This window comes from Saccharothrix espanaensis DSM 44229, from assembly GCF_000328705.1.
GTDB classification, from domain to species: domain Bacteria; phylum Actinomycetota; class Actinomycetes; order Mycobacteriales; family Pseudonocardiaceae; genus Actinosynnema; species Actinosynnema espanaense.
In genome coordinates this window covers 4,415,287-4,438,171 of the sequence record NC_019673.1, presented here as the reverse complement: position 1 = coordinate 4,438,171, position 22,885 = coordinate 4,415,287, and the positions used below count along the sequence as shown (strand labels likewise).

The following is a 22,885-nucleotide window of genomic DNA, read 5'->3' as shown; positions in this document are numbered from 1 at the left end:
GGCCGCGCCGGCGGCGGCTAGAACTCCCCCGTGGTCGAACTCGGATTCATCGGACTGGGCGTCATGGGACAGCCCATGGCCCTCAACCTCGCCCGCGCGGGCGTCCCGCTCACCGTCTGGAACCGCACCGCCGCCCGGTGCGCCCCGCTCGCCGACGCCGGCGCGCACGTCGCCACCGGACCCGACGAGGTGTTCGGCCGGGCCGACGTCGTGCTGCTGATGCTGGCCGACGAGGCGGCGGTGGACGCGGTGCTGGACCGCGGCGGCGCCGGGTTCGGCGCGCGGTGCCGCGGGCGGACGGTCGTGCAGATGGGCACGATGCCGGCGGACTACTCGCACGCCCTCGCCGCCGACGTGGCCGCCGCGGGCGGGGCGTACGTCGAGGCGCCGGTCTCCGGGTCGCGCGGGCCGGCCGAGCAGGGCTCGCTGGTGGCGATGCTGTCCGGCGCGGACACCGACGTGGACCGGGTCCGGCCGCTGCTCGCGCCGATGTGCGCCGAGGTGGTGGACTGCGGGCCGGTGCCGGGCGCGCTGCTGATGAAGTTCGCGGTCAACCTGTTCCTGATCACCATGGTCACCGGGCTGGCCGAGGCGTACGGGTTCGCCGAGGCGCACAAGCTGGACCCGGCGCTGCTGACCCGGATCCTCGACGCCGGGCCGATGGCGTCCGCGGTGTCGCGGGCGAAGGCGGCGAAGCTGCTGGCCGGCGAGTTCGCCGTGCAGGCCTCGATCACCGACGTGCTGAAGAACAACCGGCTGATCGCCGAGGCCGCCCGCGCCGCCGGGGTCGCCTCACCGCTGCTGGACGTCTGCCACGCGCTGTTCGGCGAGGCCGTCGCGCTCGGCCGCGGCGGTGAGGACATGGCCGGCGTGGTGCACGCGATCCGGGCCCGCGGCTGACCCGCCCGGCACCGGCCCGACCCGGGCCGCTCCACCGCGCACGGCGGCCGTCCACGCGGCCGGCGTCACCCCGTAGGCGCGCTTGAACATCCGGGTGAGGTGGCTCTGGTCGGCGAACCCGACCGCCGCGGCGACCTCCGCCGGCGGCACGCCCGCGCCCAGCGACCGGCGCGCCGCGTCGAGCTGGCGCATGGTGCGGAACCGGGTCGGGCTGGTGCCGAACGCCGCGCGGAACTGGCGGGCCAGCGACCACCGGTCCAGCCCGGACACCCGTTCCAGGTCGGCGGCGCGGTGGGGGTGGGCGAAGTCGTCGCGCAGCAGCGCCCGCACCCGGCGCACCGCGTCGAGGTCCAGCGCCGCCCGGCCGCGCACCGGGTCGGTGCCGTGCGCGCGCAGCAGGTCCGCGACGGACGCGGTGATCTCGGCGGCCTCCACGTCGTCCAGCGGGTCGTCGATGTGCCGCAGCCAGTTCGCGACGGCCGCGCCCACCCGCGCCGGTCGGATCACCGGATCGGCCACGAACGGCAGCGGCCGCCCGCCCAGCGCGTCCTGCACCAGCGCCGGGTCCAGGTACAGGATCCGGTAGCCGAACCCGAGTTCGGTGCCCGCCGCGCCGTCGTGCGGTTCGTCGGGGTGCAGGACGTGCCACTGGCCGGGCAGGCAGTGCCGCTGCTCGCCGCGGTAGCGGAAGGTCTGCACGCCCGCGAGCGTCACGCCGATCGCGTAGGTGTCGTGCCGGTGCGGTTCGAACGCGGTGCCGACCAGCGCGGCCTCCATCCGCTCGATGCCGGCCGCCCCGCCGCCGAAGCGCAGCCGCGCGGCGTGTCCGATACCCGACATCAGGGGTGTCTTCTGCCCCGACACCGCGAAATTACGCATACCAGCCTCCCGATGCGGGTCAGACTAGGCGAGGTGTCGACCGTGGCGTCGACTTCCCCACCGACGCCATTCCCGGCGTGGCCCCCCTGATCGGGCCACAGGTCCCTGGACGACGGTGTCCCCCGGCCGTGGCCGAGCGGTCGGCACGCGACTGTGCCGATCCGCCGCACAGCGCGCGTTCCAGCCGATCGTCATCCGGAAGAGGTTGATCGTGTCCACGTTCGTCTTGTTGCTCGTCCTCGGCGCCGGCCTGTTCGTCGGTATCCGCCTCAACAGCGCCAGTGAGGCCCACGCCTACTTCTCCCACTCCCGCAGCCGCCTGGGCAAGGTGTTCGGCACGTGGATGCGGCAACTGGTCCGCGCCACGGTGGGGGTGATCGGTCTGCTGGTCCTGCTCTACCTGGTGTTCTTCCAGTTACCCATGACCTGATCCGGCCGGGCGCGGGTCAGAGCCGTCGGATGGTCCGCGCCGGGTTGCCGGCGGCCAGCGCGTGGTCCGGCAGGTCGCGGACCACGACGCTGCCCGCGCCGACCACGGTGTTCGGGCCGATGGTCACACCCGGGCAGACGATCACACCGCCGCCGAGCCACGCGTTGTCGCCGATCGTGATGGGGGCGGCGCGTTCCCACCCGGCGCGGCGGCGCTCGTGGTCCTCCACCGGGTGCAGCGCCGTGAGCAGTTGCGTCCGGGGGCCGATCCGGACGTCGGAGCCGATCGTGATCCGCGCGTCGTCCATGAACAGGGCGTCGGTGTTGACGAAGGTGTCGGCACCGATGGCGATCAGCGAGCCGTAGCTGCACTGGAAGCGCGGCAGCACGACGGAGCCGGGGCCGAACGCGGCGAACAGGCCGTCGAGGATCCGCCCACGCTCGGCGTCGTCGTCGGGCCCGGTCGCGTTGAACCGGTCGAGCACGCGCCGGCAGTTCCGGCGTTGCTCGACCAGGTCCGGTTCGTCGAGGTACCACTCGCCGCGCAACATCCGGTCCCGCTGTTCGCCCACACCACTGTCCTTTCCGGACGGTCTTCACCCGCGGTTGAGGGTTGAGCCGCTACAAGCCCTGCACCGCGGACGAAAGCTTCAACAGAAACATCAACGATACGGTGAAAGGAGTCCTTCACGATCGGAGATCTCATGACCCACCCGGCAGGCGTCCCGGTCGACGGCCCGCACGGATTCGGACCCGCCGTCGAACGGGTCCTCCCGCACCTGCCCCGCCTGTTGGCCTTCGGCGAGCCGATGCACGGCGAGGACGAGTTCCTCCGCTACCGCAACGCCCTGCTCGCCCACCTCGTCGCGCACGCCGGTTTCCGGGCCATCGCGATCGAGAGCAGCTGCCTGCACGCCAGGCTCGTGGACGACTACGTCCGGCACGGCCGAGGCGACCTCGACCACGTCATGCGGCACGGGTTCACCCACACGTTCGGAGGCTGTCCCGCCAACCGCGAACTGGTCCGGCTGCTCGCCGAGCACAACCGGACCGCCGACGAACCGGTGCGGTTCCACGGGTTCGACGCGCCGATCGAGATGATGGGCGCCGACAGCCCCCGTACGGCGCTGGCCGCGCTGCACCGCTTCCTCGACGCGCGCGTGGACCACCTGCCGGTGACCTGGGACCGGATCGACGCCCTGCTGGGCGCGGACGCCCGCTGGAACGATCCGGCCGCCGCGCTGGACCCGGCGCGCTCGGTCGGCGGGTCCGCCGAGGCCCGCGAACTCCGGCTGATCACCGACGACCTGCGGTGGCTGCTGGCCGGCCGAACCCCGGAGTCCGCCGCCGAGCCCGACGACCTGCGGGACGCGGAACTGGCCGCCCGCACGGCCGCCGGCCTGCTCGCCTACCACGCGGGCATGGCGGAGGACTCGCCGGACCGGGTGGCCCGCCTGCTGTCGGTGCGGGACACGATGATGGCCGAGAACCTGCTGGCCCTGGACGCGCCGACGCTGGTCTTCGCGCACAACCAGCACCTGCACCGGGGCGTGGTGCACTGGCGGCTCGGCGACCTGGACCTGCGCTGGCACAGCGCGGGCGCATTGGTCGCGCACCGCCTCGGCGACGACTACGCCGTGATCGGCTCCGCGATCGGCACGGCCGAGCACCACGGGATCCCCGCGCCGGAACCGGACACCGTCGAGGGCGTGCTCGCGGCGCTGCCCGGAACAGCCCGGCTCGTCGCCGCCCGGGACCTCCCCCGGGCGGCACGGCCGCGCAGCACCGGCAACCACTCGCACTTCCCGCTCGACCCGGCGCGGCCGGACGACTACGACGCCGTGCTCATGCTCCGCGAAGCCGCTCACTCCGGTTGAGCGGGGAACCCGGCCACCCAGCGCCGCTGCCACGGCGTTTCGACCGCGCGGCGGTGGTGGTGCTCGCGGGCCCAGGCGACCGCGTCGGCCGGGTCGACGCCGGACAGCACCGCCAGGCACGCCACGACCGTGCCGGTGCGCCCGATCCCGCCGTCGCACGCCACCTCCACCGGCTCGCCGGACCGGGCCCGGTCGTGCAGGGCGCGGATCCGGCGGACCGCCAGGTCCCGGTCGCGCGGCAGCCGGAAGTCCGGCCAGTCCAGCCACTCGTGCGGCCAGGTCAGACCGTCGTCGTGGCGCGCGCGCAGCCGGTCGGTGCCCAGGTAGAGGCCGTAGCCGGGCAACGGGCCCGCCGGGCGCGGGTGGCGCAGGCCCCGGCCGCGCACCCGCGTGCCGTCGGGCAGGGCGAACGAGCCGGTCAGCGGTGGGGTGCTCATCGGGTCGCCTCCTGGCGCCTGCGGTGGTTGGCCACGTTGACCCGGTTCCCGCACAGCTCCGGCGTGCAGTACCGGCGGCGGCCCGCGCGGCTGGCGTCGACGAACACGCCCCGGCACCCCGGCGCGGCGCACGCCCGGAACCGGTCGTGGCCCAGCGAGCGGACCACGCCGAGCAGGGCGACGCCGATGACGGCGGCGAGCCGGTCGGCGAGCGGCGCGCCGGGTTCCGTCGGAACGTGCCACTGCCAGCGCTCTTCGGCGTCGCGGCGCAGCACGGGACCGAGCGCGGCACGCCCGATCAGCACGCCGGCTCCCGCGACGGCCTGCTCGACGGTCTCGGTCTCCACGATGCCGCGCACGTCGAAGCGCAGCAGCCGCACCGCGAAGACGTCGTCGGCGGTCGGCGGCTCCGCGTCGATCCCGTGCCGGGCGAGCAGGCCGGCCAGCGCGTCCGGGTCCGGCAGGGCGTCGACGCCCCGGACCGTGGGCGACGTGGTGACCAGGTCGGTCGCCAGCGCCGCCCCCGCCGGGTAGTCCGCGATAGGCACTTCCACAAACACCCCCTGTAAGTGATACAGGAGGACTATAGCCCTTACTCGACGGACCGTGCGCCGATTCGTGCGCCGATCCGTGCGACGGTCAGCGCGCGGTGAGGAACCGCTCGGTGGGCAGCGCCCGGTCCACGATCCGCACCTCGCCGAGCCAGCCGTGGAATGACTTCTCCACGATCCGGTCGTACGCGTACGCCCCGACCAGCCACGGGTCGCCCGCCGTGGCGATGCCGGTGGCCGGCGTCGACGGGTTGCGCAGCAGCTCGGAGCCCTCGACGTAGAGCTTGGTGTGCCGGCCGTCGTTGACCACCGCGACGTGCCACCAGGTGTCCTCGGCCAGCTCGTGACCCCAGTTGGTCGACATCCCGTCGCGGTTCTTCGGGAACACCGCCCACTGCAGCCCGCCGCCGCCCGCCACGTTCAGCGTGCACAGCGGCTCCTTCGGGTCGTCGCCGGTCTTGCCGGCGGCGGCCCCGGGCGCGAGCTTGGTCAGCAGACCGCACCACGGGTGGTCGAAACCCGCCGGCAGCTTGATGAACGCCTCGACGGTGTACCCGCGCTCGAAGGTCAGCCGGTTGAGCGGGGCGCTGTCCACCGTGGACAGGTAGCCCTCCTTGCCGAAGAACCGGCTGGCCCGGCTGGGCGAGTCGCGGTGGTGCTCGGTGGTCGCGGTGAGCGTGCCGACCTGGCGCAGGTCGTTGCCGTTGCCGGACAGGTCCTTGAGCGAGTCGGCCCGCCAGTAGGCGACCGTGCCGGGCACGAGCAGCTGCCGCACCGGCCGTTCCGGGCGGACCGGGACCGGCGCGAAGCCCGCGAACCGCTGCTCGAAGTCGATCGGGACGCTGAACCGGTCGGCGTCGCCGGTCAGCTCGACCTCCCTGCGCTCCAAGGTGTTGAGCGAGCGCTTGCCGAGCAGCCACGGCGAGTAGGTGCGCACGTCGATGGTGTTGCGCGCCAGGTCGAACTCGTAGAGCCGGATCATCGCGCTGCCGCCGTAGTAGCGGTCCTGGTAGTTGGTGATGTGCACGTGGACGTCGTGGCCGGCGGCGTTGGTCAGCACCGACCGGGCGGGCGGCCAGAAGTGGCCGTTGAGGGTCAGGAAGATCTGGTCGTGGTCCTTGACCAGGCCCTCCCACAGCCGGCGGCCGTAGTCGGACAGCTCCGCCTTGCCGTCGCCGCCCGCGTGCACGAACTCGTGCGTGGTCAGCACGGCGGGCAGCTTCGGGTGCCGGGCCAGCACGCCCCGGGCCCAGGCGAAGCCCTTGTCCGACATCCGCCAGTCCAGCGCGAGCACCAGCCACTCCCGGCCGGCCGCGCGGAACACGTGGTAGCTGTTGTAGCCGTCGGGGCTCGCGCCGCGGAAGGTCGGCGAGTCGCGGAACCGGCGCGGCCCGAACTCGTCCAGGTACGGCGTGCGCCCGCGCTGGTCGTCGGTGCGCGAGTCGAGGTCGTGGTTGCCGGCCAGCACGCTGTAGCCGACCCGCCGCCGGTCCAGCGCCCGGAACGACCGGCCGACGTCCTCGATCTCGCTCTTCGAGCCGTTCTCGGTGAGGTCGCCCAGGTGCGCGGTGAACACGATGTTGTCCGCCGAGGTCCGGTTGACCAGGTGGCGCAGCGCCGCGTCCAGCGGTTCGGCGTCGCCCCGGTCCTGGTCGAACAGGTACTGGGTGTCCGGGATGACCGCGATGGTGAACCGGTCGCGGTCGGCGTCCGGGCGGGCGGACCGCGTCTCGGGCTCGGCGGAGGCGGGCGCGGTCGCGGTAGTCGCGACCAGTGTTCCCGCGGCGGCAGCCCCGGTACCCAGCAGAAACGTGCGGCGGGTGGTCATGGGCGGGATGCTAGGCAGCCCTCGACAACGCCCGGCGAACCAGACGTGAATCTTCCTCACTACCTGCCGGTCGGGCGCACCCCCACGCACGCCCGTTACCCGTTCGTTATCACCCAGGCGTATTCGAGAGGGCCGAACGGCACACGTGTCGGACAGGAACGGGGGAAGGTGTCACCGCGAGACAGGAGGGGCTTAGTGGCGATCCAGTTCATCCGAAGGCGGCTGGGCGCGCGGCAGGTGGGGGGACCCGACTACGAGCCCGCGGTCAAGCTGCGGGTGCCGGCGGAGTTGCTGGACCGGCACGAGGGCCGCGTCCTGGACCCGCGCCGGGCCGAGGCGGCCGGTGGAGCCCGGCCGCGGACCACCGCGTACCGGCCGCGGGTCCTGCTCGTCCCCGACGACGTGCTGTGCGACCCGGCCGCGATCGGCGCGGTCCGCGCCGTGCTCAACGCCGCGGGGTACGACCTGGAGGTCCCGCGGTCCGGCGGTGGCGCGTCGGCCCGCCCGGTGGCGCTGCGCGCGCTGACCGGACGGGACCACGACGTCGACTCGTGGGCCGCGCTGCAACGGCTGCGGGCCGCCGCCGACGACGTGCTCGACTGGGACCTGGTCCGCCGGATCTCGTTGGAGCACCTGGTGTTCAGCGCCGTGACGATCAACGGCACGCCGTGGGACACCAACAGCGACCAGGTGACCGGCTCCTACCGCCGCTCACCGTCGGGCTCGTCGCGGGTGCCGGTCGCGATCGCGGTCGAGCCGCCGCGCCGGGACGAACTCGGCGACCGGTTCACCCGCCGGCCCGTGGTGGCCGTGCTGGACTCCGGCATCGGACCGCACCCGTGGTTCGACATCGCCGACCGGTCCGCGCCGCCGCCGGCCGACGGCTTCATCTCCGTGCTGGACGAGGCCCAGCGGGCGATCCGGGACAACGCCGTCGCCGCCCCGTCCCTGCTGGACTACTGGGACAGCCCGGTCGTCTCGGAGAGCCTGATCCGCGACGTGGACAGCAACACCGGGCACGGCACGTTCATCGCGGGCATCATCCGGCAGGCCGCGCCGAACGCCGACGTGCTGGCCATCCGGGTCATGCACAGCGACGGCGTCGCCTACGGCTCGGACGTGATCGCCGCGCTGGAGGAGATCTCCCGGCGGGTCGACCGGGCGCGCCGCGAGGACCGGCCCGGGGACATGGTCGACGTGGTGTCGCTGTCGCTGGGCTACCTCGACGAGTCGCCCGCCGACTCCCGCTACACCACCCACCTGGCCGAGGTGGTGCGCCGGCTCACCGAGCAGGGCGTGCTGGTGCTGGCGGCGTCGGGCAACAACTCCACCGGCCGGCGGTTCTACCCGGCGGCGTTCGCCGACCTGCCGGACCTGCCCGGCGCGGGTCCCGGCGTGATCAGCGTCGGGGCGCTGAACCCCAACGACACCAAGGCGAGCTTCTCCAACGACGGCGCGTGGGTCACCTGCTGGGCCACCGGGGCGGGCGTGGTCAGCACGTTCCCCACCGACGTGAGCGGGCCGCGCCAGCCGGAACTGGCCGACGAGCACCGCAGCGGCCTGGACCCGGACGACTTCCGCAGCGGGTTCGCGGTGTGGGACGGCACGTCCTTCGCCACGCCGCTGGCCGCGGCGGCGGTGGCCAACGCGCTGATCGACGTGGCGGCGGCGGACACCGGGCTCAGCCTGGCCGCGGTCGACCAGGAGACCGTGGTCAAGCGGGCCTGGGCGGCACTGGAACGGTGCTATGAGCAGTACGAGGTCTGACCGCCACCCGGCGGGTGGCAAGCCCTTCGAGGACTACGAGGGGCTTGCCGGGCTGTTCGTGTCCGCCCGGGACGGCGACCGGGAGTCGCTCGGCCGGATCGTGGAGGTGCTCACCCCGGTGCTGTGGCAGGTGGCGCGGGCGCAGGGGCTCGACCGCGAGCGCGCCGGCGACGCGGTGCAGACCGCGTGGCTGCGGCTGCTCGGCGCGATGGCCGACATCCAGTCGCCGCGCGCGCTGACCGCGTGGCTGGTCACCGTGACCAAGCGGGAGTCCTGGAGCCTGCGCGACGAGCAGCGTGGCCACGACCTGGTCGGCATCGCGCCCGACGAGGAACTGCCCGACCCGGGACCGAGGCCCGACGAGGAGGCGGTCTTCGCCGACCGCCGGACCCGGCTGTGGGCGGCGGTCGGGCGGCTGTCGCACCGCTGCCGCGAGCTGCTGCGGGTCGTGGCGTTCGTCGGCCGCGCGGACTACTCCGAGATCAGCGCCGCGCTCGGGATGCCGCGCGGCAGCATCGGCCCGACCCGCGGCCGGTGCCTGGCCCAGCTCCGCAAGCAACTCCTGGCCGACCAAGAGGGGAGCTGGCGTTGACCCCGGTCGACCCGGACAGCCCGCGCGGCGAACTGGACGAACTGGACCTCGGCATCCTGCGCGAGGTCCGCTGGCTCTACGAGTCGCTCGACCCGGTGCCCGGCGACCTGGTCGACCTGGTGCGCTTCGCCGTCCAGTTGGAGGAGGTCGACGTCGAGGTGGTGCGGATCGCCGAGCACCACGAGCTCGCCGGCGCGCGCGGCGACGTGCGGTCCCGGCTGATCACCTTCACCGGCGAGACGCTGGACTTCCTGGTGAACGTGCAGGCGCGGGGCGACGGCACGGTGCGCATCGACGGGTGGATCTCGCCGCCGGCGGCGCACCCGGTGGAGGTGCGCACCGCGGCCGGGCCGCTGCGGACGCGCTCGGACGAGGAAGGCCGGTTCTCGCTGGACCGGGTGCCCTCGGGGCTGATGCAGTTCGTGATCCGGCCGGAAGGGCGGTCCGGTGCCGTGAGCACACCGACAATGACACTATAGGCCCGGTGAGCGACCGTGTGCGGACACTGCATGAGCGCGCGATCGAGGAGATAAACAGCGGTCGGCCCGCGGTCGGGGCGCGTCGGCTCCGGGACGCGCTGCGGCTGGGCGAGGCGACCCCGTCGCAGACCGCGCGGATGCTCGGCACGCTCGCCGCCGCCGAGGTGGCGCGGGGCAACACCGGCCGCGCGCTGGAGCTGCTGGACGACGCCGAGCAGGTCGTGTCGGCCGACGACCGGCACCTGCTGCTCTCGCAGCGTGCCCTGGTGCTGCTGATGACCGGCCGGCTGGACGACGCGCTGGCGCTGTTCGACGACACGATCCAGCGGTTGCGGCGCACCGACCAGCGGGCGGCGCTGGCCCGGGTGCTGCTCAACCGCGGGATGCTGCACCAGATCGCGGGCCGGGTCCGGCTCGCGCTGGCCGACCTCGACCTGTGCGCGCGGATCGGCGGCTCGCTCGGGCCCGACGACGGGATGCCGCGCACGGTCGCGAAAGCCGTGCACGGGCGCGGCCAGTGCCGGGTGCTGACCGGCGACATCCCGGGCGCGCTGCGGGACTTCGACATCGCCGCCGAGGTGTACGCGGCGCAGGGGCAGGGGATGCTCGCGGTGCTGGCGGGCGACCGGGCGCGGGCGCTGCTCGCGGCGGGCCTGCCCAGTGAGGCGGCCACCGAGCTGGACACCTTCCTGCGCCAGGTCCCCGAACTGCGGATGGGCCACGAGCACGCCGAGGCCGAGCTGACCATGGCGCGGGCGAAGCTGGCCGCCGGCGACCCGTCGGAGGCCCGCCGGTGGGCGGCGCGGGCCCGGCTGCACTTCCGGCGGCGGCGCAACGACACCTGGGCCGGGGTCGCCGAGCTGGCCGTGCTGCGCGCGGACTTCACCGCCGGCCGCGGCACCGTCCGGGTGGCCCGCGCGGCGTCCCGGCTGGCCGGGCGGCTGCGGTCGCTGGGCCTGCGCAACGACGCCGACGAGGCCGCGCTGCTGTCCGCGCGGGCCCACACCGCCTGCGGCCGGGCCGACCTGGCCCGCGCCGAGCTGGCCGGGCGGGACCGGCCGGGAGCGCCGCTGGCCACCCGGCTGCTGCGCCGGCTGGCGCTGGCCGAGCTGGGGGCCGCCGAGGGTGACCAGCGGCGCACGTTCGCCGAGGCGCGCACCGGGCTGGAGCTGCTGCGCGAGCACCGCGCCCGGTTCGGCAGCCTGGACCTGCAGACCGGCACCACGTCGCTGGGCGGCGAACTGGCCCGGGTCGGCCTCGCGGCGGCGCTGGACAACGGCCGGCCGGAGGTCGTCTACCGCTGGCTGGAACGCTCCCGCGCGCAGGCGTTCCGGTTCCCGCCGGTCCGCACGCCCGCCGACGAGCAGACCGTGGACGCGGTCGCCGAGCTGCGCGCGGCCGCCCGGGAGGTGCGCACCGCCGAGCTGCGCGGCAGCCACGACCTCGACGCGCTGCGGCGGGCCCGGCAGATCGAGCGCGAGATCCGGGCCAAGGGCTGGCGCACGGACGGCTCCGGCGAACGCCACGCCGAGGTCGGGTTCGCCGAGGTGAAGGCGGAACTGGCGGACGCGGGCAGCGCGATGGTCGTCTTCCTGACCCACGGCGACCGGCTGCTGGCGCAGGTGATCGGCGACCGGCAGGCCGACCTGCTCGGCCTGGGCGACCCGGGGACGGTGTTCGAGGCGATCGCCCGGCTGCGCAGCGACCTCGACGCGGCCTGCGGGCGCAGCCTCCCGGCCACCATCGAACGGGTGATCCACACCTCGATCCGGCGACAGCTGGCGATCGTCACCGACCACGTGCTCACCCCGCTGCTCGCCGTCGTCGGCGACCGCGACCTCGTGCTGGTGCCCACCGGCGCGCTGTCGGCGATGCCGTGGAGCCTGCTCGACGCGCTGCGCGGGCGGCCGGTGACGGTGACCCCGTCGCCGTCGGCGTGGGTGGCCGCGAAACGGGCCGTCCGGCCGACCGGCCCGGTCCTGCTGGTCAGCGGCCCCAACCTGGAGCACTCGTCGGACGAGGTGCACCGGTTGGCGCGGATCTACCCGGACAGCACGGTGCTCGACGGCGCGGACGCGACCGTCGCCAACACCCTGCACGCGGTCAACCGCAGCGGCCTGGCGCACTTCGCCTCGCACGGCCACCATGAGCAGGAGAACGTCCTGTTCTCCCGGCTGGACCTGGTCGACGGGCCGCTGATGGCGCACGACGTGCACCAGCTCGCCGCGGTGCCCGACCACGTCGTGCTGTCCTCGTGCGACATCGGGCAGGCGGTCGTGCGCACCGGTGACGAGATCCTCGGCTTCACCGCCGCCCTGCTCTACAGCGGCAGCCGGACCGTGGTCTCCAGCGTCGCCCGCGTCGACGACCACGCGGCCGTCGACGTGATGACCTCCTACCACCACGCGCTCACCCGTGGCGTCCCACCGGGCAAAGCGCTGGCCGACGCCACCGAGGCCGAGTGGCTGATGCCGTTCGTCTGCCACGGCTGGGGCGGCTGAACCCGCCTCTCACCCGGGCTGGTCGGCTCGACGCAGGTGGTCGAGCACGCGCCGGCCGCGTGCGGACAGGCGGTAGCCGGTCTCCAGGCTCTCCGTGAGGCCGCGGGACTTCAGAGTGCGCACGTCGGACTTGAACTTCGGCACCTCGCGGCCGACCTGTTCGGCCAGGTCCGCCGCGCGCACGCCGGGACGGTCGGCGATCAGCGCGAGCACGTCGGCGGTCCACGCGCCGCGCCCGCTGCGGGCGTCCAGCCCGCGCAACCCGGCCACGACAGCGGCCAGCTCGTCGTCGGCCAGGTCGTCGGCGTCGCGCAGCGCCACCCTCGGGTCCTCCCCGACGTGCCGCACCTCGACCCGGTAGAGCCGCCGGTCCTCCCCCGCCCGCAGGCTGCGCTCGAACGACGCCCGGTCGGCGAACCCGGCCCGCGCGACGTCCGCGTCCGGCACGTCGGCGGGCTCCACCACGGCCACCTCGCCGATCCCGACCACACCGGCGGCCGTGGTGATCCGCGAACCGGCCCGCACGTCGGGCCGCCGCCACCGCCGGAACGCCAGGTCGATCCGACCCGCGACGATCCCGTCCAGCACCACCGCCGAGAACAGCACCGCACCCTCCGATCCGCAGTGGACGGTCAGCCCGCGGCGACGTGCCGGCCCCGCGACGACTGCGGGAAACGGTAGCCGCTCCCCGACCGGCGCGCCTCGACCACGCGCGGGTCAGGGGCGGCCGGGGTGCACGGTCGTCGCCAACCACTCGATGAACTGGCCCTTCACCGCGCTGTACCGCTGGGGGTCGCCGCCGCTGATCTCCAGCGCCAGGCGCTTGACCGCCGAGTACGCCTCGGCGGCGGCCGGGCGTTCGCGCAGCAGCCGGTAGAACTCCCGTTCCGGGCTGGCCGCCCAGACCGCCGGGCCCACCAGGTGGACGTGCAGGTCGGGTTCGCCGGTGCCGAGCCGGTAGCGGCGCAGCATGGTGCGGGACAGCTCGGCGAGCGGGATCTTGTGGAACCCCCGGCGGGCGAGGCGGGACGCCGCGCGCGGCGCGTCCCGGTCGCCGACGAGCACCAGCAAGTCCATGATCGGCTTCGCCCAGATGCCCGGCACGAGCCTGCTGCCGATCGGCTCGATCTCCCGCGCCAGCAGGCCGAGCACCCCGGACACCACCGCCCGGTCCTGTTCGTACTGCGCGACGACCCCGTCGTCGTAGGGCACGAGTTCGACGGTGTAGTCGTAGCGGCCGCGCACGGGGATCACCCGATCCATCGTAGGCAGCCCGCCCGGGGGCGCACCCCGCAATATCGCGGCCGGCGACCATTGTGGCCGGTCAGCGGCACGCGACAAGCAGAAATACCAACGATTCCCGGGCGTGCTCCCCGGTCGACCGGCGCTGCCGGCACCGCACCGCGGATCACCGGGGCTGTGGAGGGCCGAGCGGGCTCGCCGGCGAGCGGTGCCGTCCATCGTGGACTCGACGGGCCGACGCGCCGCGGCCGGCCCGCGGTGCAGGGTCGCGGGCCGGCCGTGGGGCAGCGGATCGGGGCGGGTCAGAGGTTGCAGAGCAGGGCGCACGCCTTCGCCGACGAGTACGGCGAGTAGGTGGGTTGGGTGCCCGGCGGCGAGTTCCGCGGGGTGTACTGCGCCTTGGCGTAGTTCTCGACCGGGAACAGCGTCAGCACCGCGTAGGTCGAGCAGTACACCTGCTTCGACTGGCCGGGGGCCAGGCTGAACGTGCCGCCCGCCGTCTCGCAGGACGGCTCCTGCGCGTCGTACACGGTCGCGTTGTCGATCGGCACCGGGCCGTCGTTGGTGATCGTGATGCGCCACCGGGCCGTGCCGAACAACGCCCCGAGCAGGCCCACGGGCGTCTGCTTCACCCACGGCCCGACTCCGCCGGGTCCGCAGTGCGACGGGGTGTGCGACGCGCAGATCTCCTTGTCCACCCGCACCACCGGCTGGCAGGCCGGTCCCGGCGCGATCGGCACCGACACCGCGTTCGACGTGAACGCGCCGGCCCCGTCGGTGCCGTTGGCCGTGTTCGCCACGTCGGTCACCGTGCACGTGGTGGCCAGCGTGGTCTGGAAGCACACCTGCGGGTCGTCGCCCGCGAAGTCCACCACCAGGTTCGGCCGCGCCCCGCCGCCGAAGTCCGCGCCGCTGGTGAGGACCAGCCTCGCGGTCACGGTCAACGACGTGTGGGTGCTCGCCGAGACGCCGGTCAGGTCGACCGAGCCGTCGGGCGCGAACCCGGGCGTGGGCACGGTCGTCCCGTTCTGGTTCACCACGGTCACGCTGGACGCGGCGAAGTCGACGTTCGCCGGGGTGATGCCGGCCAGCTTCGCCGACAGGTAGCCGGTGACATGGCCGGTGCCGCCGTCGCAGTAGTACGACGACGGGGTCAGGGTGACCGCCGCGCCGCTGCGCACGCACGGCGAAGCGCCCGTGGCGGGGTCGAGCGAGAACAGCACGCCCGCGTCGCCCAGCCCGATCAGGCACTGGGTGGTCGAGTCGTACGCGTAGCCGTAGTCACGGGTCGCGCCGCCGTTGACCGTCGGGTGCGAGGCCGGGTTCGGGAAGCCGGCGCAGCCCGCGCCGGTCGTCCAGTCGTGGCAGATGGTCGCGCCCGCGTACGGGCCGCCCCAGATGCCGAAGTAGCCGCGGGTGTGGCCGTCGAGCCCCACCACGACCTCGGGGTTGAACACCAGCACGCCGCCGGCCAGCCCGGTCATCGACGGCGGCGACGCCAGCGCGCCGCCCGCCGTGGTGAAGCAGGTGGTCACGTTCGTGCCGCCGGTCGTGCTGGCGCACGCGCCCACCGGCGCACCGGCCGTGTTGTAGGCGGTGTAGGCGTTGTAGGTGTAGTTGTTCGCCGGTCCGACCGGCCGCGAGGACGCCCACCCGGAGCACGCGGAACCGGTCGCCGGGTCGAAGCAGCCCAGTTCGGGCGCGAGCCCCGCCTGCGGCGACGAGGACGCGAACACCTTGCCGGACACCACGGTCATCGCGCCGAGGTAGAGGGAGGCGGGCAGGCCGGGGTTCGAGCCGTTGGGCGGCACGATCGGCGCGAACGGCTGGCCGGGGCACGCGGTCTTGGACGACATCGTCCAGCACGTCACCGCGCCGGTCGTGGCGACGCCGTAGAGGTTGCCGGCGACCTCGACCAGCCCGGCCAGGTTGTTCACCGCCACCGGCGAGCCGCCGGACGCGAGCAGCGGCCAGTAGCCGCAGTTCGCCGCGTTCTCCAGGTCGAGGCAGCCGACGCCGACCGACGTCTCGGTGACCGCCGCGTAGTAGACCAGCGCGGAGTTGCCCGGGTCGCGCACGTACTGCGGCTCCAGCGGGCTGGCGATGTCACCGGCGGAGCCGCCCTGCAACGGGCCGACCGCCGTGTTGAGCGTCTTGGGCCACGGGCCGCCGGCGCACAGGGCGCCGGTGGCCGGTTCGCTGCACACGACCTTCGGCTGGGTGGTGGCCGCGTGGTGGAAGATGTTCCACGCCTGCAACGACCCCGTCGCCGTGCGGTGCAGCAGCGGGGTGAACCCGTCGCCGCCGGTCGCGGTGGCGGCGGCTTGGACCGGCGGGGTGAGCTCGCTGGCCAGGGCGGTGCCGTCCGGCCGGGCGACCGGGTTCGCCGCGCGGACGGCGACCGTGCCGGACGCGGGCTCGGTGTCCTGGAAGGCGGTTCCGTTCGTGGACCACTGCGGCGTCCAGCCCTGCGGGGCCTTCAGCGAGCCGGGGACGTAGGTGTGCCCGGCGGTGATCGGGTCGGTGATCGTGGCCGCGCCGACGGCGGGCGAGTTGTTGTCGTAGGACAGCGTCCAGGACGCCGTCGCGCCGTGGGCCGCGGGGCTCGACGCGGTCCGCACGGATTTCGTCAGGGTGGACGCGGCGAGCGGCTGCGTGCTCGCCGGTGTGGCGGCCGGCACCACCACTCCGGCCGCGGCCAACAGGGGCACCAGCACTATCCGGAACGTTCTCGACCTGCCTCTTCGCATGGTCATGCCTCGTTTCTCGCCGTACCGGACGGAACCCGCACTCCCCAGTGGCAACGTAGGAACGGCGGGGCGGGCAGGACAACCGCCCTCACTCCGGTGCCGATCGGCGATGCCCCATCGGCGCAACCGCAGACCCGAATTCGCGGGACCGCGACACTTTTCTCTACGGTGGGGCGAGGACGATCACGCGATGTGCGGCCGGCGTCGCGATGCGGAGCAACCCGCCGTCCGCCCGGCCGGCGGCGATAGGGTTCGGCGCATGTACGTGAAGCTGTGCGGGCTGCGCACCGCCGCCGATGTCGAGGTCGCCGTGACAGCCGGGGCGGACGCGGTCGGGTTCGTGTTCAGCACCAGCGCGCGCCAGGTCGACCTGGACACCGGGCGGCGGCTGGTGCGCGAGGTGCCCGAGGGCGTGCTGACGGTGGGCGTGTTCAGCGGTGTGCCGGCGGCGGAGGTGCGCCGGGTGGCCGAAGCGTCCGGGGTCGGCGCGGTGCAGCTGCACGGCGAGTACCCGAGAGAGGCGTTCGACGAGGTCGCGGCAGCCGGCACCCGGCTGGTCCGGGCGGTGGCGCTGATCCCGGGCACCGACGTGCGGGTCGGCGCGTTCGGCGAGGAGATGCTGCTGCTCGACTCACCGGTGGCCGGGTCCGGGCACCGGTGGGACCTGGCGGCCCTGGACGGGGCGAGGCCCGCGGGGCGGTGGCTGCTCGCGGGCGGGCTCGGCGTGGCCAACGTCGGCGCGGCGGTGGCGCAAGCCCGGCCGTGGGGCGTCGACGTGTCCAGCGGCATCGAGTCTAGCCGGGGCGTGAAGGACCACGGCCTGATGCGCGAGTTCGTCGCCGCCGCCCGCGCCTGAGCCGGGACTCCCCCGCACGACGACGCGGGCGGTCCGGACCGGTCTCGGCCCGGACCGCCCGCGCGCCGGCCGGATCAGCCCTGCCAGACCAGCGGGGACTTGTCGTAGCCGTCGCCGTTGTTGTAGCTCGCCGACGGGGCCTTGGTGCCCTCACGGGTGCCCTGAAGGACGCAGGTCTCGTACTTCGCGCCCGCCTTGGTGAAGTCCTTGCCGGCGGTCTCCGACTCGCACTGGTCGGTGTCGCCGCTGATGATCACGCCGGTGCCCTTGCCGTCCGCGCCGAGCGCGCGCAGGCTCAGCGAGCTGTGCGCGAGGTCGGTGCCGCCGACGTTCTCCACCGTCACCCGGATGTAGACCGGCGTGATGCCCTTGGCCTTGTCGCCGAACTTGGCCAGGTCCGCGTTGGACCCCTCCTCGATCGCGGTGACCGTGAGGGCGATGGTGCCGGTCTTCTGGGTGCCGTACTTGAACGGCACGACGGCGCGGTCACCCACCTTGAGCTTGGTGCCGGGCTTGGTGACGTCCTCGGACACCTCGGCGGTCATGTCCGCGGAGCCGCTCTTGGTCGTGCTCGCGGCGGCGGAGGAGGTTTCGGCGGCGGAGGTCGCGGTGGCCGCGGTGGTGCCGGGCGTGGCGACACCGTCCGTCGTGCTGCCGCAGGCGGACAGCAGCAGGGCCGCCGCTCCGGCGGCGATGAACAGGGCGCCACGGGCGTGCGTCAAGGCATGACTCCTAATGGACTAGTGGGACCTGCCTCGCAAGCTAGCCCCGTCGGCCGGTCCGCGCTGTCGGTCGTTCGCACCACAAGCCGGTCACAGGTCGTCCACGCCGATCAGCCCGTCCTGGATCGCCCGCGCCACCAGGGCCGCCTTGGTCGGCGCCTCCCGGCCGATCAGCGCGTACTTGATCCGGATCCGCTCCAGGTGCGAGTTGACCGTGCTGACCGAGATGCCCAGCCGCCGGGCGACGAAGTCCTTGGACTCCGACTGGAACCACTCCACCAGCACCTCGGCCTCCCGCGCGGACAGCGCGGGCCGGGTCTCCGAGCGGTCCCCGGCCAGCGCGCCGGCCAGCGACGGCGGCGTGTAGGGCCGGCCCCGCGCCGCCGCGTGGGTGGCGGGCACCAGGTGGTCCGCGCCCTCGGCCTTGGTCAGGTAGCACAGCGCGCCCAGCTCCAGGCACTGCAGCGCGATCTCGTCGTCGGCCCGCATCGAGTAGACGACCACCCGCCGGCCCGCCTCGACCAGCCGGCGCAGGTCGCCCAGCACGGGCGTCGGCCCGCCCAGGTGCAGGTCGAGGATCACCACGTCGGCGTCCGCGCCCTCGTCCAGCCAGGCGACCCGCACGTCCTCGCCCTCGGCGACCACCCGGACCGGCGGGTCCCCGGAGGACAGCCAGTAGGCGACCCCGGCGCGCACGGCCGGGTGGTCGTCCACCACCACCGCGCTCAGCTCGTCCGCCATCGTGCCTCCATCCGGGTCTGCCCACCGTAGGTGTCGGACCGGACGTCGACCCGCCCCGACACCCCGTCCACGCCCGGGTCCACTTTCGGGTCCACTTCCGGGTCTGTCCCCGTGCCCGTCGCCGGGCCCGGACCGGCCTCGGGGGCCGCGTCGGCGATCACCGCGAGCCGCACCTCGCCGTCGGTGCGCAGCAGGCTCACCCGCGCGCGTCGACGGGCCGCCGACAGCGCCGACGCCACCGGTCCGGTCAGTTCGCGCCGCACCTCCGTGGGCACCGGCACGACCGACCCGCTGACCGCCAGCGACACCGACAGACCACGCCGCTCGGCCACGTCCACGCAGGCCGCCACCTCGTGCACCAGCGGGTCGGGCACCTCGTCGTGCTCGGCGAACAGCCGCCGCAACTGGGTCGCCGCGAACGCGCACCGCCGCCGGGTGTCCTCGGCCCGGGGGTCCAGCACGCCGTCGGCCAGGTCGGCGAGCAGCGGCAGCGTCGTGCCCAGCCCGCCCGCGAACCCGGCCCGCAGGTCCTGCGCCCACTGCTCGGCGAGCGCGGCCCGGGTGGCGGCCCGCTCCTGCTCCGCCGCCAGCTCGGCGGCCTGCCGCGCGGTGCGCAGCAGCACCCGGGCCAGCAGCAGGACGCCGAGCTGGAAGCTGGTCACGCCGAGCACGACCACGCCCGCCGCGCCGATCGACACCCGGTCCGGCGGGCCGGCCAGCACGAACTGCGCGATCCCGGCGGCCAGGTGCGCGCCGAACGCGGCCAGCAGCGCCGGCACCCGGTCCGCGAGCAGCATCAGCAGGTGCCACCCGACCAGCCCGAACGACCAGTGCGCGGCCCCGAAGTGCCCGTCGGCCGGCAGCGCGGCCGTGGCGAGCACCGACGCCCCCAGCACCGCCACCACCCCGCCGGCGACGACCACGCGCGGCAGCGGACGCCGCCGCGTGATCCAGCCCGCGCAGACCAGCGGGACCAGGGCCAGCACCACGAACGCCACCGACGCGCCCGGCCCGTGTTCGTAGGCCAGCAGTGGCGGCAACGACAACCCGAGCTGGAGCACCGCCACGGCGCCGAGCAGCACCAGCCGGATGCTCGCGAAGACCTGCTCGCCCGCCGTCACGCCGGCCACGCCAACCGCACGGTGGTGCCGCCCGCCGCCGACGTGACCGCCGCGACGCCGCCGACCCCGGCCATCCGGGCGACGATCGACCCGCTGATCCCGCGCCGGTGCCCGGAGACCCGGTCGGGGTCGAACCCCGGGCCCCGGTCGGCGACGGTGACCACGACCCGGTCGGCGGCGGCGCGGACGGCCAGTTCGGCGTGCCCGGTGCCGGCGTGCCGCTCGACGTTGACCAGCGCCTCGCGCACGGCTCTGACCATGGCCAACGCCACCGAGGCGGGAACCGTGGCGGGTTCGGTGCGGGTGTCGACGCGCAGTGGCGAGCGGTCGGCTACGGCTCGTAGCGACGTGCCGACGTCGACCAGGCTGTCCTGGGCCTCGGCGGTGCCGGTCAGCAGCGCGAGGTCGCGGCGCGCGTAGCCGGCGACCGCGTCGGGGTCGATGCCCTCCGTCGCGACCACCAGGAACGTGGCGGACGCGGTGTCGTGCAGCAGGGCCAGGTACTCGCGTTCGCGCGCCCGGCGTTCGGCGGCCAGCGCTTCGGCGCGCTCGGCCTCGGCCCGCCGCACGCGCGAGACGTCGACCCGCCGGGTGGAGCGCCGGACCACCACGAACGCCAGCCGGGCCAGCGAGCACTCCACGACCACCCGCAGCACCACCGCGCCGTCGAACCCGGCCCACCACAGCCACCCGCCGAGCAGCGCGGCGGTGACCGGCACGGCGACCTCCGGCCCCCACTCCCACTGCAGGGTGATGGCGGTGGTGGTCAGCACGTTCAGCGCCCACAGCCGGGCCTCGCCGCCGAGTTCGCCCTGCGCGGCGACCACCGCGACCACCCGGACCACGGCGAACACCAGCGCGACCCGGCGCCCGCCGACGAAGTCCGCGACCGCGCCCACGACCATCAGCCCGAGCAGGGCGAACGCGAGCGGCAGCCCGTCGTCGGCGGCCGAGGCCACGCCGAAAGCGCTCAGCAGCACCACACCGGCCCCGCGAACGGGTCCGGCGAACCGCCCGATAGCCGCCAGGAACTCCGCTTCGACCTGCCCCGCCACCGGCAGACTTTAACCCAGGAGCCGAACGACCCTCGGATCCACCGGTGCGGTTCACCACTGCCGCCCGTGCCCAGCCAGTCACGCGCGAATTGCACGACGCCACGGCGGATCGTCGCCCTGTACCGTCGCAGTCCCGTCCACAACGGACGTTCGCCACCTGCGGCACGTCGGCTGCCTGCCGGCCACGATCACCGACGCCCGGCGGAACGCCGAGCAGCGATCCGGCAAGCCGCCGAGCGCGCCCGACGCCGAGTCGGTCACCGAGGTCACCATCGCCGGCATGGCCGGCTGCGAACTGGTCGGCCGCAGCGTGCCGGCGGGGTCCTCACTCCTCGGGGTCGCGCTCGGCGGCGTGGAGATGGCCTGCCCGCCGCGCTGATCCGCCGCACTCCCGGTCCCACCGGGTGTTCCACCCAGCGGGAGACCGACCCGCCGCCGGATATACTACGCCCGTAGACTAAACCGCCGCACTCGGAGGAGCCCGATGCCCAAGGTCATCGACCACGACGAACGCCGCGAGCACATCGTGGACGTGACTTGGGGCCTGATCGTCCGCGGCGGACTGGAAGCCGCGACGATGCGGGAGATAGCCACCGCCGCCGGGTTCGCCAACGGCGCGCTGAAGCGGTACTTCGCCACCAAGGACGCGTTGGTGGAGGCCACTTTCGACCGCGCGCTGTCCATGATGCACAAGCACATGGCCGGCTCGCTGACCGACAGCTCGGGCGTGGAGGCGTTGCGCGCCATGTGCTACGGCTCGATGCCGCTGGACGCCAAGCGCGTCACGGCCGGCCGGGTGCTCATGGCGTTCTGGGAGATGTCGTTGTCCAACAAGCACCTCAACGCCCGCTACCAGGAGCACCTCAAGGTGTGGCGGGGTTTCCTGCACGAGCACATCCGGCGCGGCCGGGCCGACGGCGACATCCGCACCGCGACGCCGGACGACCAACTGGTGGACGAGATCGTGCTGGTGACCGCCGGGGCCAACGTGATGAGCCTGGTGGGACCGAAGTTCTCGACCCGCAAGCTCCAGCGGCAGCACCTGGACACGTTCTTCGCCCGGCTCGCCGCCGCCTGATCCCGCGCTGCCCGATCCTTTCGGGCCCGATCCCGCAGGCCCGATCCCGCAGGCCCGATCCCGCAGGCCCGGTCCTCGCGAGGCGGTGGAACGACGGCAGCGGGCCGGGTCGGGGGGACGGCCCGCTGCCGTCGGCTCAGAACACGCCGGTCAGGAACTCGACCACGTCGGCGTGCGACAGCGGGGAGGCCGGCAGATCCGGGTACAGGCCGTAGAAACCGTGGATCTGGCCGTCGTACTGCTTGTAGGTCGTCGGCACGCCGGCCCGCGCCAACCGGTCGGCGTACTGCTCCCCCTCCGACCGCAGCACGTCGTACTCGGCGGTCAGCACCAGCGCCGGCGGCAGGCCGGTGAGGTCCTTGGAGCGCGACGGCAGCAGGTACGGGTCGTCCAGGTCCCGGGGCGAGGACGGGTACTGCCGGAAGAAGAACCGCATCGAGTCGGCGGTCATGCCGAAGCCCCGGGCGCAGTCCGCGTAGGACGCCAGCCCGTCGTCGGCGGGGTGCGCGGTCACCGGGCAGACCAGCACCTGCGCGGTGATCCGGGGCCCGCCCCGGTCCCGGCTGAGCATGGTCAGGACGGTGGCCAGGTTGCCGCCCGCGCTCTCGCCGCCCACCGCGATCCGGGAGGCGTCGACGCCGTGCCGGTGACCGTTGCGCGCCAACCAGGTCAGCACCGCGTAGCAGTCCTCCGGCGCGGCCGGGTACGGGTCCTCGGGGGCCAGCCGGTACTCCACCGAGGCGACCGCGACGCCCGCGTCGCGGCACACCCGGCGGTTGGCCGCTTCGTTCTCCTCGATGCCGCCCAACGTCCAGCCGCCGCCGTGCATCCACACGAACAGCGGCACCGGCCCCGCGACCTCGGGCAGGTACAGGCGCACCCGGAGGTCGCCGGCCGGGCCAGGCACGGCCAGGTCGGTGACCGACCGCACCCGCGGCAGGTCCGCGGGCACCACGACCATCGCGTCGAACGCGGCGCGGATCTCGGCCGGCGTCTGCGGGGCCGCGCCCGCCGGCGGCTCGGGAGCCGCCGCGAGCAGTTCGACCACCGCGGGGTCGAGGGGCATCGGACCGGTCCTCC

The 22,885-nt window shown here is 74.4% G+C and carries 22 protein-coding genes; 9 read left to right on the top strand and 13 right to left on the bottom strand.

All coding sequences use genetic code 11. The features are described 5' to 3' along the window. Positions 1-30 precede the first annotated feature (30 nt). Positions 31-900, top strand: a complete 870-nt coding sequence (locus BN6_RS19610; protein WP_015101451.1) for an NAD(P)-dependent oxidoreductase — start codon at positions 31-33, stop codon at positions 898-900. Here BN6_RS19610 and BN6_RS19605 read toward each other — a convergent pair. Next, entirely contained in the window at positions 793-1,740 is a 948-nt protein-coding gene (locus tag BN6_RS19605) for an AraC family transcriptional regulator (protein ID WP_148302935.1), read from the bottom strand. The two genes, BN6_RS19610 and BN6_RS19605, sit on opposite strands and share 108 nt — an antisense overlap. A gap of 250 nt (positions 1,741-1,990) precedes the next feature. Here BN6_RS19605 and BN6_RS19600 point away from each other — a divergent pair, with 250 nt between their 5' ends. Further along, a complete protein-coding gene (locus tag BN6_RS19600; protein WP_148302934.1) occupies positions 1,991-2,209 on the top strand; it encodes a hypothetical protein in 219 nt (72 codons plus the stop codon). Between the two features lie 16 nt (positions 2,210-2,225). Here the strand turns inward: BN6_RS19600 and BN6_RS19595 are convergent, their stop codons facing one another. Further along, positions 2,226-2,780 (bottom strand): sugar O-acetyltransferase, encoded by a 555-nt coding sequence (locus BN6_RS19595; RefSeq protein WP_041313325.1) that lies wholly within the window; start codon positions 2,778-2,780, stop codon positions 2,226-2,228. A gap of 132 nt (positions 2,781-2,912) precedes the next feature. On the opposite strand from BN6_RS19595, the gene BN6_RS19590 reads away from it, so the two are divergent. Continuing rightward, positions 2,913-4,085, top strand: a complete 1,173-nt coding sequence (locus BN6_RS19590) for an erythromycin esterase family protein (protein ID WP_015101447.1) — start codon at positions 2,913-2,915, stop codon at positions 4,083-4,085. Here the strand turns inward: BN6_RS19590 and BN6_RS19585 are convergent. The 3 genes from BN6_RS19585 to BN6_RS19575 form a co-directional block, all read right to left on the bottom strand. Then, the gene (locus BN6_RS19585; protein WP_015101446.1) at positions 4,073-4,522 is read right to left on the bottom strand and encodes a protein-tyrosine phosphatase family protein; all 450 of its coding nucleotides are present in this window, start codon (positions 4,520-4,522) and stop codon (positions 4,073-4,075) included. The genes BN6_RS19590 and BN6_RS19585 overlap by 13 nt on opposite strands. Beyond that, complete coding sequence (locus BN6_RS19580) at positions 4,519-5,076, bottom strand: CGNR zinc finger domain-containing protein (RefSeq protein ID WP_041313322.1); 558 nt, start codon at positions 5,074-5,076, stop codon at positions 4,519-4,521. Before BN6_RS19580 ends, BN6_RS19585 begins: the two co-directional genes overlap by 4 nt. 85 nt (positions 5,077-5,161) lie before the next feature. Beyond that, on the bottom strand, positions 5,162-6,901 hold the full coding sequence (locus BN6_RS19575; protein WP_041313318.1) for a LamG-like jellyroll fold domain-containing protein: 1,740 nt from the start codon (positions 6,899-6,901) through the stop codon (positions 5,162-5,164). 195 nt (positions 6,902-7,096) lie between these two features. Here BN6_RS19575 and BN6_RS19570 point away from each other — a divergent pair, with 195 nt between their 5' ends. From BN6_RS19570 to BN6_RS19555, 4 genes are read left to right on the top strand one after another with little or no spacing between them, the layout of a single operon-like run. After that, entirely contained in the window at positions 7,097-8,668 is a 1,572-nt protein-coding gene (locus tag BN6_RS19570; protein WP_015101443.1) for a S8 family serine peptidase, read from the top strand. Continuing rightward, positions 8,649-9,260: an RNA polymerase sigma factor gene (locus BN6_RS19565; RefSeq protein WP_015101442.1), complete on the top strand. Its 612-nt coding sequence runs from the start codon at positions 8,649-8,651 to the stop codon at positions 9,258-9,260. The genes BN6_RS19570 and BN6_RS19565 overlap by 20 nt, the downstream gene beginning before the upstream one ends. Then, on the top strand, positions 9,257-9,739 hold the full coding sequence (locus BN6_RS19560) for a hypothetical protein (RefSeq protein WP_015101441.1): 483 nt from the start codon (positions 9,257-9,259) through the stop codon (positions 9,737-9,739). The genes BN6_RS19565 and BN6_RS19560 overlap by 4 nt, the downstream gene beginning before the upstream one ends. A 5-nt stretch (positions 9,740-9,744) precedes the next feature. Then, a complete protein-coding gene (locus tag BN6_RS19555) occupies positions 9,745-12,240 on the top strand; it encodes a CHAT domain-containing protein (RefSeq protein ID WP_231905344.1) in 2,496 nt (831 codons plus the stop codon). Positions 12,241-12,249: 9 nt separating this feature from the next. On the opposite strand, the gene BN6_RS19550 is transcribed toward BN6_RS19555, so the two are convergent. From BN6_RS19550 to BN6_RS19540, 3 genes are all read right to left on the bottom strand, one after another. Further along, positions 12,250-12,846, bottom strand: coding sequence for a hypothetical protein (locus BN6_RS19550; RefSeq protein WP_015101439.1), 597 nt, complete (start codon positions 12,844-12,846; stop codon positions 12,250-12,252). A gap of 111 nt (positions 12,847-12,957) precedes the next feature. Continuing rightward, complete coding sequence (locus tag BN6_RS42140) at positions 12,958-13,494, bottom strand: GrpB family protein (RefSeq protein ID WP_051075649.1); 537 nt, start codon at positions 13,492-13,494, stop codon at positions 12,958-12,960. Between the two features lie 290 nt (positions 13,495-13,784). Further along, complete coding sequence (locus tag BN6_RS19540; RefSeq protein ID WP_231905343.1) at positions 13,785-16,199, bottom strand: DUF7617 domain-containing protein; 2,415 nt, start codon at positions 16,197-16,199, stop codon at positions 13,785-13,787. Between the two features lie 292 nt (positions 16,200-16,491). Between BN6_RS19540 and BN6_RS19535 the strand changes: the two genes are divergently transcribed. Continuing rightward, the gene (locus BN6_RS19535; RefSeq protein WP_015101436.1) at positions 16,492-17,088 is read left to right on the top strand and encodes a phosphoribosylanthranilate isomerase; all 597 of its coding nucleotides are present in this window, start codon (positions 16,492-16,494) and stop codon (positions 17,086-17,088) included. Positions 17,089-17,162: 74 nt separating this feature from the next. Here BN6_RS19535 and BN6_RS19530 read toward each other — a convergent pair whose 3' ends face one another. The 4 genes from BN6_RS19530 to BN6_RS19515 all read right to left on the bottom strand — a co-directional run bounded on the left by BN6_RS19530 (position 17,163) and on the right by BN6_RS19515 (position 20,727). Beyond that, positions 17,163-17,810 carry a hypothetical protein gene (locus BN6_RS19530; RefSeq protein WP_015101435.1) on the bottom strand — a complete coding sequence of 216 codons (648 nt, stop codon included), beginning with the start codon at positions 17,808-17,810 and terminating at the stop codon, positions 17,163-17,165. 90 nt (positions 17,811-17,900) lie between these two features. After that, a complete protein-coding gene (locus tag BN6_RS19525; RefSeq protein WP_015101434.1) occupies positions 17,901-18,551 on the bottom strand; it encodes a response regulator transcription factor in 651 nt (216 codons plus the stop codon). Beyond that, the gene (locus tag BN6_RS19520) at positions 18,536-19,681 is read right to left on the bottom strand and encodes a hypothetical protein (RefSeq protein WP_231905342.1); all 1,146 of its coding nucleotides are present in this window, start codon (positions 19,679-19,681) and stop codon (positions 18,536-18,538) included. The genes BN6_RS19525 and BN6_RS19520 overlap by 16 nt, the downstream gene beginning before the upstream one ends. After that, entirely contained in the window at positions 19,669-20,727 is a 1,059-nt protein-coding gene (locus BN6_RS19515) for a sensor histidine kinase (protein ID WP_015101432.1), read from the bottom strand. The genes BN6_RS19520 and BN6_RS19515 overlap by 13 nt, the downstream gene beginning before the upstream one ends. A gap of 484 nt (positions 20,728-21,211) precedes the next feature. Between BN6_RS19515 and BN6_RS19510 the strand changes: the two genes are divergently transcribed. Next, entirely contained in the window at positions 21,212-21,805 is a 594-nt protein-coding gene (locus BN6_RS19510) for a TetR/AcrR family transcriptional regulator (protein WP_015101431.1), read from the top strand. A gap of 136 nt (positions 21,806-21,941) precedes the next feature. On the opposite strand, the gene BN6_RS19505 is transcribed toward BN6_RS19510, so the two are convergent. Continuing rightward, positions 21,942-22,871 (bottom strand): alpha/beta hydrolase, encoded by a 930-nt coding sequence (locus BN6_RS19505; protein ID WP_015101430.1) that lies wholly within the window; start codon positions 22,869-22,871, stop codon positions 21,942-21,944. Between the last annotated feature and the right edge of the window lie 14 nt (positions 22,872-22,885).